Source organism: Flavobacterium sp. JAS, from assembly GCF_020991455.1.
GTDB lineage: Bacteria > Bacteroidota > Bacteroidia > Flavobacteriales > Flavobacteriaceae > Flavobacterium.
This window is the reverse complement of sequence record NZ_JAJMOX010000004.1, coordinates 335,321-356,621: the sequence shown is the minus strand read 5'-3', so window position 1 is coordinate 356,621 and position 21,301 is coordinate 335,321. Positions and strand designations below refer to the sequence as shown.

At 32.2% G+C, this 21,301-nt stretch carries 17 protein-coding genes; 14 read left to right on the top strand and 3 right to left on the bottom strand.

Annotation, left to right across the window (positions count from 1 at the left end):
• Nucleotides 1-77: 77 nt before the first annotated feature.
• The 3 genes from LPB88_RS07520 (at nt 78) to LPB88_RS07510 (ending at nt 8,659) form a co-directional block, all read left to right on the top strand.
• Nucleotides 78-4,541: a T9SS type A sorting domain-containing protein gene (locus LPB88_RS07520; RefSeq protein ID WP_230714162.1), complete on the top strand. Its 4,464-nt coding sequence runs from the start codon at nt 78-80 to the stop codon at nt 4,539-4,541.
• 180 nt (nt 4,542-4,721) lie between these two features.
• Nucleotides 4,722-7,961: a T9SS type A sorting domain-containing protein gene (locus LPB88_RS07515; protein WP_230714160.1), complete on the top strand. Its 3,240-nt coding sequence runs from the start codon at nt 4,722-4,724 to the stop codon at nt 7,959-7,961.
• Between the two features lie 2 nt (nt 7,962-7,963).
• Entirely contained in the window at nt 7,964-8,659 is a 696-nt protein-coding gene (locus LPB88_RS07510; protein ID WP_230714158.1) for a hypothetical protein, read from the top strand.
• An 84-nt stretch (nt 8,660-8,743) separates the two neighbouring features.
• Here the strand turns inward: LPB88_RS07510 and LPB88_RS07505 are convergent, their stop codons facing one another.
• Together LPB88_RS07505 and LPB88_RS07500 are read right to left on the bottom strand one after the other, a co-directional pair.
• Nucleotides 8,744-9,601, bottom strand: coding sequence for an MBL fold metallo-hydrolase (locus tag LPB88_RS07505; protein WP_230714156.1), 858 nt, complete (start codon nt 9,599-9,601; stop codon nt 8,744-8,746).
• An 85-nt stretch (nt 9,602-9,686) separates the two neighbouring features.
• Nucleotides 9,687-10,613 (bottom strand): hypothetical protein, encoded by a 927-nt coding sequence (locus tag LPB88_RS07500; protein ID WP_230714154.1) that lies wholly within the window; start codon nt 10,611-10,613, stop codon nt 9,687-9,689.
• A 331-nt stretch (nt 10,614-10,944) separates the two neighbouring features.
• On the opposite strand from LPB88_RS07500, the gene LPB88_RS07495 reads away from it, so the two are divergent.
• From LPB88_RS07495 to sufD, 5 genes are all read left to right on the top strand, one after another.
• A complete protein-coding gene (locus LPB88_RS07495; RefSeq protein WP_055097560.1) occupies nt 10,945-11,274 on the top strand; it encodes an iron-sulfur cluster assembly accessory protein in 330 nt (109 codons plus the stop codon).
• 82 nt (nt 11,275-11,356) lie between these two features.
• On the top strand, nt 11,357-12,805 hold the full coding sequence (gene sufB, locus LPB88_RS07490; RefSeq protein WP_230714152.1) for a Fe-S cluster assembly protein SufB: 1,449 nt from the start codon (nt 11,357-11,359) through the stop codon (nt 12,803-12,805).
• A gap of 7 nt (nt 12,806-12,812) precedes the next feature.
• Nucleotides 12,813-13,301, top strand: a complete 489-nt coding sequence (locus LPB88_RS07485; RefSeq protein ID WP_230714150.1) for a flavodoxin family protein — start codon at nt 12,813-12,815, stop codon at nt 13,299-13,301.
• 14 nt (nt 13,302-13,315) lie between these two features.
• Nucleotides 13,316-14,062 (top strand): Fe-S cluster assembly ATPase SufC, encoded by a 747-nt coding sequence (gene sufC, locus LPB88_RS07480; RefSeq protein ID WP_230714148.1) that lies wholly within the window; start codon nt 13,316-13,318, stop codon nt 14,060-14,062.
• A gap of 65 nt (nt 14,063-14,127) precedes the next feature.
• Nucleotides 14,128-15,444 (top strand): Fe-S cluster assembly protein SufD, encoded by a 1,317-nt coding sequence (gene sufD / locus LPB88_RS07475; protein WP_230714145.1) that lies wholly within the window; start codon nt 14,128-14,130, stop codon nt 15,442-15,444.
• Nucleotides 15,445-15,563: 119 nt separating this feature from the next.
• Here the strand turns inward: sufD and LPB88_RS07470 are convergent, their stop codons facing one another.
• The gene (locus LPB88_RS07470) at nt 15,564-16,913 is read right to left on the bottom strand and encodes a serine hydrolase (protein ID WP_230714143.1); all 1,350 of its coding nucleotides are present in this window, start codon (nt 16,911-16,913) and stop codon (nt 15,564-15,566) included.
• Nucleotides 16,914-17,134: 221 nt separating this feature from the next.
• Here LPB88_RS07470 and LPB88_RS07465 point away from each other — a divergent pair, with 221 nt between their 5' ends.
• The 6 genes from LPB88_RS07465 to LPB88_RS07440 all read left to right on the top strand — a co-directional run bounded on the left by LPB88_RS07465 (nt 17,135) and on the right by LPB88_RS07440 (nt 21,262).
• On the top strand, nt 17,135-18,349 hold the full coding sequence (locus LPB88_RS07465) for an aminotransferase class V-fold PLP-dependent enzyme (RefSeq protein WP_230714141.1): 1,215 nt from the start codon (nt 17,135-17,137) through the stop codon (nt 18,347-18,349).
• 13 nt (nt 18,350-18,362) lie between these two features.
• Entirely contained in the window at nt 18,363-18,788 is a 426-nt protein-coding gene (locus LPB88_RS07460; protein WP_230714139.1) for a hypothetical protein, read from the top strand.
• Nucleotides 18,789-18,790: 2 nt separating this feature from the next.
• Nucleotides 18,791-19,216 (top strand): SufE family protein, encoded by a 426-nt coding sequence (locus LPB88_RS07455; RefSeq protein WP_230714137.1) that lies wholly within the window; start codon nt 18,791-18,793, stop codon nt 19,214-19,216.
• Nucleotides 19,217-19,324: 108 nt separating this feature from the next.
• Nucleotides 19,325-19,648 (top strand): SUF system Fe-S cluster assembly protein, encoded by a 324-nt coding sequence (locus LPB88_RS07450; protein ID WP_089350118.1) that lies wholly within the window; start codon nt 19,325-19,327, stop codon nt 19,646-19,648.
• A 75-nt stretch (nt 19,649-19,723) separates the two neighbouring features.
• Nucleotides 19,724-20,233 (top strand): DUF2480 family protein, encoded by a 510-nt coding sequence (locus LPB88_RS07445; protein ID WP_230714135.1) that lies wholly within the window; start codon nt 19,724-19,726, stop codon nt 20,231-20,233.
• A 78-nt stretch (nt 20,234-20,311) separates the two neighbouring features.
• The gene (locus LPB88_RS07440) at nt 20,312-21,262 is read left to right on the top strand and encodes a DUF3078 domain-containing protein (RefSeq protein WP_230714133.1); all 951 of its coding nucleotides are present in this window, start codon (nt 20,312-20,314) and stop codon (nt 21,260-21,262) included.
• The last annotated feature ends 39 nt before the right edge of the window (nt 21,263-21,301 follow it).

Here is a 21,301-nt window from a genome sequence, read left to right as displayed (position 1 = left end):
AAAATCCCGTTACGGCTTCCCGTAAGGAAAATCTAATTAAAATAGGTATACTTGCGCGATGATCTTAAACTGAATTTATGAAAACAAAACTACTCTTGTTGCTTTTACTGGCAAATTTTTCTATTTATGCTCAATATACAAGTATTCCTGATGTGAATTTTGAGAGAAAACTAATTAATTTGGGGATTGACTCTGGCGTGTTGGATGGAAAAGTGCTAACCAACAACATTAATACTTTAACTTCATTGGACGTTTCGTCAAGTTCTATTTTCAACTTGAAAGGGATAGAGGGTTTTGTGAGCTTAATAACATTAAACTGTAACACTAATAGATTAACAACTTTGGATCTTTCCAAAAATACAGCTTTAACAACATTAAATTGTGATAGCAATTCTATAACAACATTAGATTTTACTAAAAATCTGACTTTGATTAATTTAACTTGTAACATAAATAATTTAACGAGTCTGAATATTTCTAAAAATTTGAATCTAAAATCATTACAGTGTACATATAATCAATTAACCGATTTGGATGTTTCTCAAAATATAGCTTTAACCGATTTATCTTGTGGCGTTAATAAATTAACAAGTTTGGATATTTCTCAAAATTTGACTCTAAAATCATTAGAGTGTAGATATAATCAATTCGTTAATTTTGATTTTTCTCATAATATGGCTTTAACTGATTTAAATTGTAGTAATAATAAATTAGCAGGTTTGGATATTTCTCAAAATGTAGCTTTGACCAATTTAAATTGCTGGAGCAATAATTTAACGAATTTGAATATTTCTAAAAATGTGGCTTTGACAAGTTTAAATTGTTCTACTAATCTATTAACTAGTTTGGATGTTTCCAACAATATAAGCCTGACTTATTTGGATTGTAATTCCAATCTATTAACTGATTTGAATGTTTCCAAAAATACCGCATTGCTTGATTTATATTGTCATACCAACCAATTAAAAATTTTGGATATTTCTAGCAACACCGCATTGTCCGGTTTATACTGTCAATCCAATCAATTGACAACTTTAGATCTTTCCAAAAATGTGGCTTTGACTGGTTTGACTTGTCACTACAATCAATTAATCAGTTTGGATGTTTCTAATAATAAAGCCTTGACTTATTTGGTATGCATGTCAAACAAACTTCAAAGTTTAAATCTGAAAAACGGAAAAAACACCTTATTAAAATATTTTAGCATAGGTTTTATGGGGAATCCAGACCTTACTTGCATAACTGTAGATGACGCAGCCTATTCAACATTGAATTGGGGAGCAGCTAAAGATGATACTGCAAAATATAATGAAGTGTGTACTTCCCCTTTTACTTTAATTCCTGATGCAAATTTTGAGAAAAAATTAATTGAATTAGGAATTGATTCTGGCGTTGTTGATGGAAAAGTATTAACAGCTAACATTAGTACTGTACAAGAATTAAGTATGCAATTGGGTTCAATATCTGATCTAACTGGAATTCAAGATTTCACTAATTTAAAGTCATTAGATTGTAGTAATAACAATTTAACAAGTTTGGACATTTCTAAAAACATAGCACTTACAACTCTAAACTGTGATAACAATAAATTAACTAATCTTAATTTATCTAAAAACATTCATTTAAAAACTCTGAATTGTAATGTCAATTTATTAACGTCTTTGGATGTTTCAAATAATTTAGAAATAACCTGGCTTTATTGTTCTAAAAATAACCTAACATCTCTGAATGTTACCAAAAATATTCTTTTAGATGATCTTTATTTTTCCGACAATAAATTAACAAATATAAATTTGTCTCAAAATCCATTACTAATTTCTCTATATGCCGAAAACAATCTTTTAACTAGCTTAGATCTTTCTAAAAATACAGCTTTAACAAACCTAAGTGTTCTTAATAATAAGTTAGTCGAGTTAAATTTAAAAAATGGCAATAACACTATTTTAAACTCATCATTGAATTTTAAAACAAATCCAAATTTAACTTGTATTCAGGTTGATGATGTAGCATATGCCAACACAAACTGGGGTGCTAAAAAGGATGCTACGGCTACTTTTAATGTTTTATGTGGCGATTATACCTTAATTCCAGATACTAATTTTGAGAAAAAATTAATTGAATTAGGTATTGACTCAGGTGCTGTTGATGGAAAAGTACTTACCAGTAATATATCAACTATAACTTCTTTGGATGTCTCTAATAGTAATATTTCAAATTTATCAGGTATTGAAGATTTTGTTTCGCTGACCAAATTGGATTGTGGAACCAATAAACTTTTGACTCTTAATATTTCAAACAACAAACTTTTGACAGATCTAAACTGCAGATACAATAATCTAAGCGTTTTGGATTTGTCAGCAAATTTAAAATTAACTGCATTAGATTGTATTTATAATCAAATAACATCGCTTGATGTAACCAAAATGCTGAATCTTGGATCATTATTATGTACTGCTAATCAACTGACCTCTTTAGATGTGACTAATAATTTGGCTTTGTATTGGTTTGGTTGTAATGGCAATAAACTGATAACTTTGGATGTTTCCAAAAACAAACTTCTGCAATATTTAGACTGCGGATTCAATCAACTGACAGCTCTTGATGTTTCTAATAGTACAGCTTTGTTTTATTTAAATTGTTATTACAATAAACTAACTGCTTTAGATATTTCTATGCTTACAGAATTGACTGATTTAGCATGTTCAGACAGTAAATTAAGTAAACTGGATGTTTCTAAGAATACTAAACTAAAGTCTTTATTATGTGAAAAGATGACTTTTACAACTCTCGACATTTCTAATAATACAGCACTTAAAGAATTGTATTGCGGAAATGGAAAGCTTACCACTTTAAATGTTTCTAAGAATAAAGCACTTACCATTTTACAATGTTTTAATAATCAACTAAGCGATTTAAACATTAAGAATGGGACAAATACACTACTTACCACTGTGAATTTTATACAAAACCCAGATCTAATTTGTATTCAAGTAGATGATGTTACTTATTCAAATAAAAATTGGTCTAGCGCAAAAGACATTACTGCTAATTATTCGACAAACTGTAATACTTATACACTTATACCAGATTCGAATTTTGAAAACAAATTAATTTCACTTGGTATTGACACAGGAGTTTCAGATGGGAAAGTTTTAACTTCAAATATTAATAAATTGACTTTCTTAAATGTATCTGGAGCTAAAATTTCCAGCTTAGAAGGAATTGATGGTTTTTCAGCTTTAACTAATTTAATTTGTAGTGGAAACCAATTAACGTCTTTGGATCTTAGCAACAATTATGCATTACAAATTTTAGACAGCAGTAACAATCGTTTAACAGAATTATACACTTCTAAAAGTAATAATTTGGTAGCATTAACCTGTGAGAACAACTTATTGTCAACCTTAGACATTATTAATAATACCGCTTTAGATCTTTTAGATTTCAGTGGAAATCAATTAAGTTCCATAGACCTTTCGCAACATAAAGCATTGTCTCAATTATTTTGTGCTTCTAACCAATTAACCAAATTAGATCTTAGCAAAAATATTCTTGTAAAGGATTTGAATTGTTCTTCAAATCAATTGATAAGCTTGAATTTAAAAAATGGAAACAATACTAATTTACATTCTTTCAATATTCATCTGGAGAATAATCCAAATCTAAGCTGTATACAAGTCGATAATAAAACATATTCAGATACTAATTGGCTGAATTTTAAAGACGTTACGGCTACTTATAACGAAGATTGCGATTATTATACTTTAATTCCAGAACCAAATTTTGAACAAAAATTAATTGATTTAGGAATTGATACTGATGGCTTAAACGGAAAAATTACAACTACAAACATAAGTTCTGTTACTAGTTTAGACCTTTCAAACAGCAATATTAAAAATTTAAGCGGAATTGAAAATTTTACTTCACTAACGTTTTTAGATTGCAGCAATAATCAATTAACGAATTTAGATCTGAGTCAGAACGTTCTTTTAGAGACATTGAATGCTTCTTCAAATCAAATTACAACATTGGACTTATCTAAAAACAACAAACTTACAATTACTTATGTGATATCAAATCCTTTGATTTACTTAAATCTTCAAAACGGAAATAATAAAAACATGCTTATATTAAATGTGACCGGGAAAAATTCAACAAATAATTTAGCCACGACTTTTCTTGGTCTAAATAAACTTGGCTGTGTGAAGATTGACGATGCTGATTTCTCAAATGCGAATTGGTCTAAGATTAAAGAATCAACAACTATTTATTCGGCAACATGTTCTCTAGGCATTGAAGATTCTATTTTTGATAAAGTAGCCGTTTATCCAAATCCTACAAAAGGTGAAATAAACATCAATAATGCAACTCTGGAAAAAGCAACTGTTTACAATACATTAGGGCAATTGGTAAGATCATTTACCTTAAACTCTACAAATACAAATCATAAAATCGATTTGACCGGTTTACCAAAAGGAGTGTATTATGTTTTCCTAATCAATCAGGATGCAGCTTCGGCTAAGAAAGTTATTGTTGAATAATTATAAATTGTTAATTAACAAAAATCTCATTTTCATTCATTTGGAAATGAGATTTTTTAATTTAAACAATTATCTATTCTCTATCAGACAACTTTAAAAAAAACACCTCTTTACGGCTTCCCGTAAGGAAATCCCGTTTAAATCATGTACTCTTGCGCGACTGAATTCTAAACCTTTTCTATGAAAACAAAACTACTCTTATTGCTGTTATTGGCAAATTTTTCTATTTATGCGCAAACCAATTTAGTTCCAAATGGAAGCTTTGAAACTTGGTCTTCGTCATCACAACCAAACAATTGGTATCGCTATTTTAGTGGTTTTGTCTCTCAAAGCACAACAGCACAAAATGGCGCATCAAGCACAAATATGATGGTTGCCAGTGGTACTTTCAATTACATTAATAGCGAATATTTTCCGGTTACGGCAAACAAAACCTATCGCGTAACTTTGTATCACAGAGCGGTAAAAGGAACTTTCTCTTCTGTCGATTTAAGTTTATATCATAAACCTGGCACTTTTAAAGAAGAAATAATAAAAAAATCAGATGTGACTTTTTCTACCACAGAATGGAGAAAAATCGAATTTGAATATACTCCAACAGTTACCGAAAATGTAGAAGTTGATATTTGGACAACAGGATCTCTTAATTCCGAAATTTTGGTTGACAATGTTTCTATGATAGATATTGCCGATGCTCCTACACAATACACTCTTATTCCTGATGCTAATTTTGAGAAAAAATTAATCTCATTAGGTATTGATTCGGGTACAATTGATGGTAAAGTTTCAACTAATAATATCAATAAAGTAACATCATTAAACATTTCCAATAGTTCTATTACTGACTTGACGGGAATTCAGGATTTCGCAGCTTTAACTTCTTTAACCATGTATTTTAATAAACTTACAAACGTAAATATTTCTAAAAATACTGCTTTAATAAAACTAGACTTGTCATGGAATTCTTTATCCACCTTAGATGTTTCTAACAATCCATCTTTATACGAATTAAATTGTGGTTCTAACAACTTAACAACCTTGGATCTTTCTAAAAATATCAATTTAACTCGTTTAGAATGTTCTCAAAATAAACTAAGTACATTAGATTTATCAAATAATACTAAATTAACTGTTTTGTCTTGTGTAAGTAATAAATTTACAACTGTAGATATCTCAAAAAATCTTGATTTACTGGCATTTGAATGTTATCAAAATCAAATAACAACTCTTGATCTATCTAAAAACACAAAACTAAACACTTTGAAATGTTTTTCGAATAAATTGACAGATTTGGATGTTTCTAACAACATAGCTTTAAGGATTTTAGAAACTTCCTACAATGACTTAACAACTCTGAATGTCTCTCAGAACGTAGCTTTGAACAAATTACAGAGTAATGGCAATTTAAAACTAACTTCTATAGATTTAAGAAACGGGAAAAATGCATTATTAACAACTACTGATTTATTTCTAGGAAGTAATCCAAGTTTAAACTGCATACTAGTTGATAATGCAGCTTATTCGAATGCTAATTGGTCTGCAAATAAAGATGATTCAGCTACGTTTTCTGAAACCGAATGTGCCCCGGCAAAATATACTCTTATTCCAGATCCTGATTTTGAAAAGTTCTTAATTCAAAAAGGAATTGATGGCCCCCAAGATGGAAAAGTATTTACTAAAAGAATCGCAACCGTTACAACTTTAAACTTTAGTGATTATTACTATAATCTAAAAATAACAGATTTAACAGGTATTCAGGATTTTACTGCTCTGGAAGTATTAAAACTACCTAACAGTGTAAACGGAACGATAAGTACTCTTGATGTTTCACACAACTTAAAACTTAAAATTTTAGATTGCTATCAAAACAAACTTACTACTTTAGATGTTTCTAATAATCTAGCTTTAACTGAATTAAATGTTTACAGAAATAATTTAACAACACTTAATATATCTAAAAACTCAGAATTAACCAAACTTGACTGCTCTGTAAACAGGCTGACAAGTTTAGATGTTACTGCAAACAAAAAGCTTAAAAGTTTAGCTTGTTCTGCATCTAATGTAGAAAGTGATTACAGTCCACGACAAGGCTTATTAACAAGTTTAGATCTTTCCCAAAATCTTGAATTAGAAGTTTTAAACTGCAGTTCAAACGATAAACTTGTCGGATTAGATGTTTCTAAAAACATAAAGCTAATATCTATTAATGTGAGTAATAATAAACTAACATCTATTGACTTTTCTGCCAATAAACTTTTAAAAAATATTTCTTGCGAAGCTAACCAAATAACAAATTTGGATCTTTCTAAATATCCTGCTTTAGAAACTTTACAATGCTCTTCTAATCAGTTAACAACATTAGACGTATCGCAAAAACCAGCATTAACTTTTTTAATATGCGAGTATAATCAATTAACAAGCTTAGATGTCTCAAAAAACCCTGCATTAGAACGTCTATACTGCAGTGGCAATAAAATAGCTAGTTTAGACTTATCTGCCAATCCAAACCTTAAACAACTGTTATGTGGCAGCAATAATATGAGCAAATTAAATTTAAAAAATGGTAGCAATACAAAGTTTGAAACTGAATACCAAAGTATTTTTTCAAACAATCCAAATTTACTTTGCATACTTGTTGATGATGTTGATTATTCTAATAAAGCATGGGCCAAATACAAAGATGCAACTGCAAGTTATAATACAGAATGTAGTTTTAGCTTACCTTCTAAAAACTTTACTGTAGCATCAAAAGGCGAATCTTGTGTTGGTGAAAATAATGGCGAAATTACCATTACAGCAACTGCACAATTCCCTTATGTTGCAAGCATAAATGGAAAACCCGCCACATTTACAAATAATAGTTTAAAAGCTAATAATCTCGCACCGGGAACCTATACAGTTATCATAACAATTCCAGGAGAAGTTTATGAACAAACTTTTAATCTGGCAATTGCTAAAGCAACTACAGTTTCAGGAAACTCGAATACAACAGGCAAAAAAGTGAACGTTGAAATTACAGATGGAACTGCCCCTTTTACTGTATTTTTAGATGGAACACAGCAATTTCAAACAACTGATTCAAATTTCAGTCTGAATTTAAATTCTGGCGGTTTATTAGAAGTTGCTACCGCTAAAGCTTGCGAAGGTATTTTTTCTAAAAAAATTGCAACATTGGATCTTTTAGAAACATTATCTGCTTATCCAAATCCAACTTCTGGAAGTTTTGAAATCGAAATCCCAACAAGTAAAAATGCGGTTAAAATAGAATTATACAATTTTGGAGGCCAATTAATCTCTAACAAAGCATATATCATCGAAAATGGAAAAGCGCAATTAAATCTTGAAAACCAAGCTTCTGGAATTTATGCTGCCAAGGTCTATTTAGAAACTCCGGAATATCTAAAAATTATAAAAAAATAAAAATGAAGAAATTTATATACCTATCAATTATTGGATTTTCACTTGTTTCATGTGGTGGCGGAAGCGATGATCCAGCAACTCCCGAAGTTGCAAATGTTGCTCCTACAGTACCCACTTTAGTAGCGCCGGTTGATAATAAATTATGCGTGAGCAATACAGTTCCTTTTCAATGGGGTTTGTCTACTGACGAAAATAAAGACGCAATAACCTATCAGGTTCAAGTCTCAAAAGACAATGCATTCTCTCAAGTTGTAAAAACTTTAGAAGCAACAACTAATAGCGCTTCTACAGAATTAGAAAAAAACACAGCTTACTATTGGAGAATAAAAGCTACTGACAGCAAAGGATTATCAAGCAGTTTTTCGTCAACATTTAAGCTTTATACTGCTGGTGAAGCTGTAGTCAACCATTTGCCTTTTGCTCCTGAATTGGTTCAGCCTGCAATAAATTCAACTTTAAGCACAACAACTGCAACCCTTAAATGGAATGCGGCTGATGTTGATGCAACAGATGTTCTTTCTTATGATGTATATTTTGGAACTACAAATCCGCCAACGGCAAAAGTTAGCGAAAATACAAGCTCAACTTCATTTGATGTCACACTTGAAGCTTCAAAAGAATATTTCTGGAAAGTTGTTGTAAAAGACAATAAAGGAGGAGAAACTATTGGTCAGGTTTGGAAATTCAAAACCAATTAAAATTTTACAATTACAATTAGTTAACTAAAAAATCCCATTTTCGACATACTGAAAATGGGATTTTTTTATGATTTTTAATATCCTTTAAAGAACATCTTCGCAAGTAAAAACTTCTTTTAATCGAACACCTTTCTCTGTATGTTCGACCGTTATAATTTGGTTGTGTGCATCGTGTTCTAAAAACAAATAATAATTATGATCTGCCGCTGCGTTCAGAAATTTTGATTTTTCGGGCATTGTCAATAAAGGTCGTGTATCGTAACCCATAACATACGGCAACGGAATGTGTCCGGCTGTCGCCAATAAATCTGCACAAAAAACAATGGTTTTGCCCTGGTATTTAATATGCGGAATCATCTGCTTTTCGGTATGACCATCAACATAGTAAATTCCGAAATTCAATTCTTCAGAAAACTCAAAATCGCTTTCAGAACGATTTACAAAATTCAATTGTCCGCTTTCCTGCATTGGCAGAATATTCTCAGACAAAAAAGAAGCTTTCTCTCGAGGATTAGGCTTTGTCGCCCATTCCCAATGGCTTTCATTGCTCCAGTATTTAGCATTTTTAAAAGCTGGTTCGTAGCCCGTTTTATCTGCGTTCCATTGCACGCTTCCACCACAATGATCAAAATGCAGATGCGTCATAAAAACATCCGTAATATCATCTCGGTGAAAACCATATTTTGCCAAAGATTTATCAATAGAGTGAGAACCCCAAAGCGAATAATAGCCAAAAAACTTCTCCGATTGTTTATCTCCCATTCCGGTATCAATCAAAATCAGACGATTCTGATCTTCAATAAGAAGGCAACGTGCAGCAATATCGATTAAATTATTGGCGTCCGCAGGATTGGTTTTATTCCAGATTGTTTTGGGTACAACGCCAAACATTGCACCTCCATCTAACTTAAAATTTCCTGATTCTATAGGGTAAAGTTTCATGAGCGTAAATTTCTAATAAGAAAACAAAGCTAGGAAATCCAATCTCCTTATGCTAAAAAATTCAAATTAAAAACGCTCCAATAAATTATTCAAGCGTAATCGATGCGCTTCCCATTATTTCTTGTTTGTCGAAGAAGTTGACAAAATAAGTTCCTTTAGTAAATGGATTTTCATCCGAGTTTAAAACTCCATAAACATTTGCCGGTTTACCCTGAAAATCGACCGCAACAATAAAACTATAAACTAAAGCCTTATCATTTCCGAATTCAATCAATTTATTTTCTCCCAAAACAGTGTTTTTTTGATCCAGAACCTGAATATAAAAGATTCTTTTTCCTGTTTTAGCAACCGTATTTCCATTGATAGAAAAACTTACTTTGAGTCTCTTTGTACTTTTTGCTTTATTTGTTTCAAGTTCTTTTCCTGATTTTTTCTCCCGAAGCGCAATGACTTTAAAACTATTCAAGGACAGTCTCGAAGCATCTTTTAGTGTCGATTCTAATTTTTTCTGTTTCGAAATCAAAGTATCATTTTCAACCTTTTGTTTGTACATGACAACATTCTGGCTTTCAATTTCGGTTAACAAACTTTTATTTTGAGATTTTAAATTTTTAACTTCTATACCTTTAGAAACTAGTGAAGCATTCATCTTTGAAAGTTGTTTTCGATAAATATGAATTTGCTCAATAGATGGATTTTTGGAAGCCTTAATGATTTCCATCAAATTTTCAACGTTTTCTCTTTCGATTTCTAATTGCTGTGCCAATGATGTTTTCTCAAGTATAGCAACATCATAAGCTAATTTTAAGTTCGTTAAAGAGTCTAAAATATCCTTCTGCGCAAGAGCTTCCAAACTTAATTTTAGATTTTCGTTACTTCTTGGTACTTCTTTAGTTTTCTCAGCAACTTCATTTGGCACTCTACTAAAAATAAAGACTGTAGCACCTATTACAAAAACAAAAAATACTGCTAAAAGTGCTTTTACCCACTTGTTCTGGTAATGTTTTTTCATAATTACTCACAATTTTTTGCAAAAATACTAATATTCTATCACTAGAAACAGGTATAAATACGGTTTTTTAACTTTCTAGAACGTAAAACATAAAATTATAAAACATAAAACAATATGATTTTATAGTTAAAGGCTTAAAACAACAAAATAAGTTCTATCTATTTTAACATTTGTTATAATAATGCGAACCGTTATGGAAAAAGGTTTTTAAGTCGTATCTTTGCGGATAATTTCATTTCAACATTGAGGTACAGCACTTTAAAAAGTAACCATTGGATTACTTTTTTGGCAGTAATTTCAAATGAAAGCATAAAAACAAATACCATAAACAATGATAAAAGTTTCTGATACAGCCAAAAAGAAAATCATCGACTTAATGAAAGATGATGGTTTTGATGCCGCTAGCGACTATGTAAGAGTAGGCGTAAAAAGTGGTGGATGCTCTGGTTTGTCGTATGATTTAAAATTTGACAAAACCAAAGGCGACGACGATAAAATTTTTGTAGACAACGACATAACAATTGCAGTTGAAAAAAAATCATTTCTATATTTAGCCGGAACAATTCTTGAATTTTCAGGCGGATTAAACGGAAAGGGGTTTGTGTTTAATAACCCAAATGCAAGCAGAACTTGTGGTTGTGGAGAATCATTTTCCCTATAAATTAATAAAGAATACCAAGACTAATAAAGAGTAATTCTTTGAAATTTTTGAATAATTACATCTTTAAATCTTTACATCAAAAATGAGCAAATACACAGAAGACGATTTAAAAATCGAACTGGAAACTAAAGAATACGAATACGGATTTTACACCGATATTGAATCGGACACATTTCCTATTGGCCTAAACGAAGATATCGTAAGAGCTATTTCGCTTAAAAAAGAAGAACCTGAATGGATGACCGATTGGCGTATTGAAGCTTTCCGTGCATGGAAAGAAATGATCGAGCCAGAATGGGCAAATGTCCATTATGAAAAACCGGACTTTCAGGCGATATCTTATTACTCAGCTCCAAAACAAGTAGATCCAAGCAAAACTTTGGATGATGTAGATCCTGAACTTTTAGAAATGTACAAAAAGTTAGGAATCTCTGTCGACGAACAAAAAATGATGAACAATGTCGCTATGGATATTGTTGTCGATTCTGTTTCTGTGGCAACTACTTTCAAAAAAACATTAGCTGAAAAAGGAATTATTTTCTGTCCAATTTCAGAAGCTATAAAAGAACATCCTGAATTAGTTCGTAAATATTTAGGAACTGTTGTACCTCAAAGAGACAACTTCTATGCAGCATTAAACTCCGCAGTTTTCTCTGACGGAAGTTTCTGTTATATTCCGAAAGGCGTTCGTTGCCCAATGGAACTTTCAACTTATTTCAGAATTAATCAGGCAGGAACAGGACAATTTGAAAGAACTCTTGTTATTGCAGATGCCGGAAGTTATGTTTCATACCTTGAAGGCTGTACTGCTCCAAGTCGTGACGAAAACCAATTGCACGCTGCTGTAGTTGAATTAATCGCTATGGATGATGCCGAAATTAAATATTCTACCGTTCAAAACTGGTATCCAGGAAACAAAGAAGGTAAGGGTGGGGTTTTTAATTTTGTAACCAAAAGAGGTTTATGCGAAACAAACGCTAAAATTTCATGGACACAAGTAGAAACAGGTTCAGCTGTAACCTGGAAATATCCTTCTTGTGTATTAAAAGGAGATAACTCGGTAGGAGAATTTTATTCAATTGCCGTTACCAATAATTACCAACAAGCAGATACGGGAACTAAAATGATCCATTTAGGTAAAAACACTAAATCGACTATTATTTCTAAAGGTATCTCGGCTGGTAAATCACAAAACAGTTACCGTGGATTAGTGCAAATAAGTGCTCGAGCAGATAATGCAAGAAACTTTTCGCAATGTGATTCTCTTTTAATGGGGAACAATTGCGGAGCGCATACTTTCCCTTATATCGAAAGTAAAAATCCATCGGCAAAAATCGAGCACGAAGCAACTACAAGTAAAATTGGAGAAGATCAGGTATTTTATTGCAACCAAAGAGGTATTCCGACTGAAAAAGCGATTGCCTTAATTGTAAACGGTTTCAGTAAAGATGTCCTGAACAAATTGCCAATGGAATTTGCTGTTGAAGCTCAAAAATTATTAGAGATTTCTTTAGAAGGATCTGTTGGATAATGGAAAGATGGAAAGCAAAAAAGTCATCATTTTAGGTTCGTCCAGAAAAAACGGAAACACAACAAAAATTGTCGATGAAATTTCAAAAGAATCGGGAATTGATGTAATTGATTTAAGTGATTATAATATTTCCTATTATGATTACGAAAGCAAAAACATCGAAGACGATTTTTTACCCTTAATAAAAGGAATACTCGAAAAGTACGACACTTTAATTTTTGCAACGCCCATATATTGGTATAATATGAGCGGAATCATGAAGGTTTTCTTTGATCGTTTTTCGGATTTAATCCGAATTGAAAAAGAAACCGGAAGAAAACTTAGAGGAAAGAAAATTGGCGTGATATCAAATTCACACGACGATGAAATCGAAGATAGTTTTTACATTCCGTTCAAAAAATCAGCCGATTATTTAGGCATGGAATATTTAGGACACGCGCATTTTAATGCTAACGTTCTAAACCAAACAACAAAAATAGAATTGACATTTATATAAAAAATAAAAAAACAATGTTATCAATAAAAAACCTTCACGCCGGAATTGGTGATAAAGAAATCCTTAAGGGAATTAATATAGAAATTAAAGCTGGCGAAGTACACGCCATCATGGGACCAAACGGTTCTGGAAAAAGTACACTTTCGGCTGTAATTGCCGGAAACGAAAACTACGAAGTTACAGACGGAGCAGTTTTCCTTGACGGAGAAGATCTTGCTGATCTTGCTCCTGAAGAAAGAGCACACAAAGGAGTTTTCCTTTCGTTTCAATATCCTGTAGAAATTCCTGGAGTTAGTGTAACTAACTTTATGAAAACTGCAATCAACGAAACTCGTAAAGCAAACGGTCAGGAAGAAATGCCTGCAAACGAAATGCTAAAAGTGATTCGTGAGAAATCTGAATTATTAGAAATCGATCGTAAATTTTTATCTCGCTCTTTAAACGAAGGTTTTTCTGGAGGAGAGAAAAAAAGAAACGAAATTTTTCAAATGGCAATGTTAGAACCAAAATTAGCAATCCTTGACGAAACCGATTCTGGTCTTGATATTGATGCTTTAAGAATTGTTGCTAACGGAGTTAACAAATTAAAAAGCGAGAAAAACGCAATTATCGTAATCACACACTACCAACGTTTGCTAGATTATATCGTTCCGGATTTCGTTCATGTTCTTTACAATGGAAAAATTGTAAAATCTGGTGGAAAAGAATTGGCTTACGAACTGGAAGAAAAAGGATACGACTGGATTAAAGCAGAAAACTAGTTTACAGTTACAGTTTACAGTTTACAAAACTCATAACTTATAACTCATAACTCATAACTACAGAAATGGATTTAAAAGAAAAATTAGTATCGTCTTTTATGGCTTTTGAAGAGCGTGTCGATGTACATTCAGATTTACATGATATTCGCACCAAAGCACTAAAAAACTTTGAAAATAAAGGTTTCCCAACCAAAAAAGAAGAAGCTTGGAAATATACATCGCTAAATGCCATCTTAAAAAATGACTTTACGGTTTTTCCTAAGCAGGAAAATGCAATAGAATTTAACCATGTAAAAAAATACTTTTTACACGAAATCGACACTTATAAATTAGTGTTTATCGACGGTGTTTTTAGTTCGCATTTGTCTTCTACAACACATGACGGAATCGATGTTTGCTTGATGTCATCGGCATTGACCAAACCAAAATATAAAATGATTATTGATAAATACTTCAATCAAATTGCTAGTAAAGACGAAAGTTTGACTTCGTTAAATACCGCTTTTGCAAGTGAAGGAGCTTTTATCAATATTCCTCAAAAGAAAGTAGCCGACAAACCTATTGAAATCATGTATTTCTCAACAGGAAACGAAGCTGCATTATTGGTTCAGCCTAGAAATCTTATTATTGTTGGAGAAAATTCACATGTTCAAATTATTGAGCGTCACCAAAGTTTGAATGAAAATCCTGTTTTAACCAATTCGGTTACAGAGATTTTTGCTCAAAAACGTGCCATTGCTGACTACTACAAAATTCAAAATGACAATACAGGAGCAAATCTAATTGATAATACGTATGTTTCACAACAACAAGAGAGTCATGTTTATGTACATACTTTTTCGTTTGGAGGAAATCTAACACGTAACAATTTGAACTTTTATCACTTTGGAGAAAGATTAACAAGTACGCTTAACGGAATTTCTATTTTAAACGATAACCAACACGTTGATCATTATACTTTGGTAAATCACGCAACACCAAATTGCGAAAGTTTCCAGGATTATAAAGGAATTTTCTCTGATCGCTCAACAGGAGTTTTCAACGGAAAAGTATTGGTAGAAAAAGAAGCTCAAAAAACAAATGCTTTCCAAAAAAGTAACAATATTTTATTGAGCGACAAAGCTACAATCAATGCAAAACCACAATTAGAAATTTTTGCTGATGACGTAAAATGTTCACACGGTTGCACTGTTGGACAATTAGACGAAACTGCGATGTTCTACATGCAATCTCGCGGAATCCCGAAAAAAGAAGCTAAAGCTTTATTGATGTACGCATTTTCGAATGCCGTTATCGAAAGCATTAAAATACCGGAATTAAAACAAAGAATTACTAAAATCATCGCTACAAAATTAGGCGTTAATTTAGGATTCGATTTATAATAGTTTAACGCAATCCCGATAGCTATCGGGAGCAAAGATTTATGCAAAGTTCGCAAGGTTTATATTTTTAAACTTTGCGAACTTTGCGCTTTTTACTTAGTGTGCTTTGCGGTTAAATTTTATTTCTTCACACTATTAATTATCCCCTTCAAAAACCCATTAAAATCAAAACCTGGCTCTTCTTCCTTTACTCCCATTCTAACAATTACCATATCAAGTGACGGAATAATTGCCACCATTTGACCTTGATATCCGCTGCAATAAAACATATCGCGCGGAACATCAGGAAATTTCCCTCCGGTGTTTAGCCAAAATTGTGCTCCATATTTTCCGTCAGAAGTATTTGTTGGTGTTGCAGTATATTTCACCCAACTTTCATCAAGGATTTGTTCGCCGTTCCAGTTTCCTTTATGAAGATATAATAGTCCAAATTTAGACCAATCTCTTGGTGTTGCCCACCCGTAAGACGAACCAACAAAAGTTCCTGACATATCTTGTTCCACAATCATCGAATTCATTCCGATTTTATCAATTACTGCACTGTACCAAAAATCAAGATATTCTTGCTGCGTTTTAAACTGGCTTCTTAAAATTCGGGATAATAAATTGGTTGTACCTGACGAATAATTCCAGTGCGTATTTGGCTTAAACTGAGCCGGTTTATCCATTTGTACTTTTCCCATATCTTCAGCCTGAAAAAGCATTTTTGTAGCATCACAAATCGTACTGTAATTTTCTTCCCATTCTAAACCTGAATTCATGTGAAGTAAATCATTTATGGTGATAATTTTACGATCATCTTTTTGCCATTCAGCAATTGGTGCCGGTTTATAAATGTCAATTTTTCCTTGTTTAGCCAAAGCTCCAAAAGCAGAACTTGTGATACTTTTTGTCATCGACCAACCTAAAATTTTACTGTCTTTATTAAAACCGGTATCATATTTTTCAGCAATCAATTTATCTTTATACAGAACCACAACGGCGCGCGTACGTTTTGCTTTTCCCCCATCTTTATCAAATGAATTTTCAACAGCGCTTTTCAACTTTGTGTAATCAACGTTTGAAAACAAAGTATCTTTTGGCGCATTATTCCCATAAGGGAAAGGAAGATTATTGACTAATTTCGTTCTTTTTGGAAGCAAATATGGCTTCGAAATATCAAAATCATCATTGATTAACGTTGCACCCAGGCCTTCTCGATAAATAGCTTTTCGCTCTTTTAAACCATAAACATTAGAAGCAGCAAATTTTCCGGCATCATCAATTGTATTGCTTGCCAAATCAATCATATCAATATCATTGTCCGTTTTTTCAATTAACTCTTTCGATCGATGATCTAAAAAATGTCCCGAAGCAACACTTTTGGCTGAAAAGCCGGAAATCAAATCAAGTTTTGGATATGTTGTAAATCCGAAATACAAAAATGCAAGAACTAAAACAAGTACAAGTAATTTGAGAAATTTTTTCATATTGTTAAAAGATATTTTTACTGCAATATAAATAATTTAAGCTCACGAATTTAGCATCAAATTCATATTTTAAATTCACATATTTCACTAAATGCAATTAAATTATACAGAATCAATATTCAAAATTGTAATTGATGGTACCATAAAAGGAAATTATAGTTTTGATGGAGAAACCAATTTAGTTTTAGTACTTTTGTAAATAGAATTTTTCTAAATAAGACATGTTAGACATCCAAAAAATAAGAGCTGATTTTCCGATACTTTCGGAAAAAGTAAACGGAAAACCTTTGGTTTATTTCGACAACGGAGCAACCTCACAAAAACCACAAATCGTGATTGATGCGATTGCAACATATTATCAAGAAATAAATGCCAACATTCATCGTGGCGTTCATACATTAAGTCAATTGGCAACTGATGCTTATGAGATTTCGAGAGTAAAAATCCAACATCATATTAATGCTAAATTTTCTCATGAAGTGCTTTTTACTTCCGGAACAACATTCGGAATCAATTTAGTAACAAATGGTTTTGCTTCTATTTTGAAACCTGGTGACGAAGTTGTGGTTTCGTCTTTAGAGCATCATAGCAACATTGTGCCTTGGCAAATGTTGTGCGAGAAAACTGGAGCAACATTGAAAGTTATTCCGATGAACGAAGAAGGTGAACTAATCATGGAAGCTTTTGATGCTCTGTTATCAGAAAAAACTAAAGTTGTAACGGTAAATCATATTTCGAACGCATTAGGAATCATTAATCCTATTAAATATATAATTGAAAAAGCGCATGCTGTTGGAGCTGCAGTTTTAATTGATGGTGCACAAGCTGTTCCGCATTTAAAACCGGATGTTCAGGATTTAGATTGTGATTTTTATGCTTTTTCAGGACATAAAATGTGTGGCCCAACCGGGACAGGGATTTTGTATGGAAAAGAAGAATGGTTAAACAAATTACCTCCTTATCAAGGTGGTGGTGAAATGATTAAAGAAGTTACTTTCGAGAAAACAACTTACGCAGATCTTCCTCATAAATTTGAGGCAGGAACTCCAAATATCGCTGGCGGAATTGTTTTAGGAACTGCTGTTGATTATTTAAACAACATTGGTTTTGACAATATTCAAAAGCAAGAAGAAGCATTATTAGCACACGCTACAAAACGTTTGCTGGAAATCGAAGGCTTAAGAATTTACGGAACCGGAAAAAATAAAGCCTCTGTAGTTTCGTTTAATATTGACGGAATTCATCCTTATGACATTGGTTCAATTATCGATAAATTAGGAATTGCCGTTAGAACCGGACATCATTGTGCACAACCTATTATGAACTTTTTCTGTATTCCGGGAACCATTCGTGCTTCGTTTTCTTTTTATAATACAATCGAAGAAATTGACGCAATGGTTGAAGCAGTTAAAAAGGCAAAAACCATGTTAAGCTAAAAAAACTTTTTTTATGAGAATACTATCTTTATTGCTCTTGACGATTTTCATCGGGACAAGTTGCTCAAGCCAAAAAATAACCGACATGACAACTACTCAAATGGAATATTCTGCGGTTTCCCGCGGTCTTTACAAAAAGATAATTGTTGAAAATAAAACAGTTTCTGTTATTAATGGTAAAAATACAGAACCTGTAAAAAGCAAAATAAGTGATGCAAAATGGAAACAGATTGCAGCAGAATTTTCGAAAATTAATTTGGAAAGTATTCCAACTTTAAAAGCACCAACAGAAAAACGTTTCTATGATGGCGCTGCAATTGCAAATTTAAAGATAGTCCAGAATCAGAAAACATACGAAACTCAAGGTTTCGACAATGGTAATCCTCCAAAGGAAATAGAAAAATTGGTAAATTTGCTGCTGGCTTTTACGAAAGAATAATTATGACAATAAAAGAAATACAAAACGAAATAATAGACGAATTTTCGATGTTTGATGATTGGATGCAACGTTATGAGTACATCATCGAATTAGGAAAAACTCTTCCGTTAATTAAAGAAGAATATAAAATTGACGAGAATCTAATTAAAGGCTGTCAATCTAAAGTTTGGCTGCAAGGCGAACAAAACGACGACAAAATTGTTTTCACGGCAGATAGTGATGCTATTTTAACCAAAGGAATTATTGCGATTTTAATTCGCACTTTCTCTAATCAAAAAGCAGCTGATATTATAAATGCTGATACTGAATTTATTGACGAAATTGGTTTAAAAGAGCACTTATCAGCAACTCGTGCAAACGGATTGGTTTCGATGATAAAAAACATCAAAATGTACGCTTTGGCTTTTGACGCAAAAAACAAAAATTAAATTTCTTCTGCCACGAATTTCACGAATTAGCATGAATTTTTTAATTACGCAAAATACTTAATTCGGGAAATTTGTAAAATTCGTAGCGAAAAAATAAAAAACAAAAAAATGGGACAAGAAATAGACACAAACGAATTAGGAGAATCAATTGTAAAGGTTTTAAAAGGCATTTACGATCCGGAGATTCCTGTAGATATTTACGAATTAGGTTTAATTTATGACGTAATGGTAAATACTGATTACGAAGTAAAAATCCTGATGACATTAACATCTCCAAACTGTCCGGTTGCGGAAAGTTTACCAAGAGAAGTTGAAGAAAAAGTAAAAACAATTGAAAACATTAAGGATGTTGATGTTGAAATTACTTTTGATCCGCCTTGGAGTAAAGATTTAATGAGCGAAGAAGCAAAATTAGAATTAGGAATGCTTTAAAAAAATATTCCAAGTTTCAGGTTTCAAGTTTCACATTGCTGAACTTGAAACCTGAAACTTGAAACTAAATTTCTTATGGAAGAAATCATCAATAAAGTTGCCAATAGTGCATTAGAAGTTTTTGATCTTGAGGATTATTATCCAAAAGGGATGCGTGTACAAATTGATATTTCGCAATGGCTTTTGGAAGGTTTTTTATTGAAAGAAAAAGACTTTAGAGAGCATTTAAAAAATCATGACTGGTCGCAATATCAAGATCAATATGTGGCTGTTAATTGCAGTACAGATGCTATAGTTCCGGCTTGGGCATTAATTTTAGTTGCTGTTCAATTGGCACCTTATGCCAAAAAAGTAGTTAATGGAACCATAGAAGATTTGGACGGAAGTTTATACGAAGAAATTTTACCTACAATTGATTACTCGGCATACAAAAACAAACCTGTTATTGTAAAAGGATGTTCGAGAAAACCTGTTCCAATGCGTGCTTACATTTTGGCTACAACTTATTTACAGCCATTTGCAAGAAGTATCATGTATGGCGAAGCTTGTTCGGCGGTACCTTTATACAAAGAATCTAAGAAATAACTTTCTTTTACAGACAATAAATCCTACACCTTTTCGCGGTTTTTAGTATATTTGTTACTACACTTAAACTTAAAAACCATGAGAAAGCTAGCTTTATTACTTTTTATTTTAGCAAACTTAACTTTTGTTCAAGCCCAAAATTCAGAAAAAGAATTAATTCAGAATACTGAAAAAGCAGTAAAGAAAATAAATGATACTATCGAGGGAGAAGGCTGGAAAGCAAAAGGAACAGTATCACTTTTACTAAATCAATCAAGCTTTAATAACTGGATTGCAGGAGGTGAAGATAGCTTTTCAGGAACTTTAGGAATCAACTATGATTTCAATTACAAAAAAGATGATGTTACCTGGGATAACAAAGTTTTAGCTTCTTACGGGCTTTTGCAAACTAAAAACGCCGACTATGAAAAAAAGACCGATGACCGTCTGGAATTTAATTCAATCGTCGGAAAAAAAGCTTTTGGTAACTGGTATTACTCTTATTTTCTAAATTTCAGAACTCAGTTTTCAACAGGTTATTTGTATGGCAAGGATGAAAACGGAAAAGAAATCAGAACCGAAAATACTCGATTTATGTCTCCGGGTTATCTTACTACAGGTCCCGGTATTTATTGGTCAAAAGATGAAAATTTAAAAATAAACTTTGCCCCTATAACTTCTAAATTTACTTTTGTAGATGGCGCCTATACTTCTGGAATTGATCCTGCAACTGGCCTTCCGTATGTTGATGGTGATTATTTTGGAGTAGATGCTAACAAAACCATGCGTTACGAATTAGGTTTCTATGCATCCGTTTATTACAAATTAGCCTTAATGACCAATGTAACGGCTGAAAATACATTGAATTTATATTCCAATTACCTAGAAGATCCTCAAAACGTAGATATCAATTACTCATTAAATATAATCATGAAAGTAAACAAATTTCTATCTGCCAATTTATCCTTCCAGGCTATTTATGACGACAATGCTTTTCAAGGCTTCCAAACCAGAGAAGTTTTTGGTTTAGGAATTAACTTCGGATTCTAATTTGAAACTGGAAACTACTTATATTTTACCGCAAAGAAC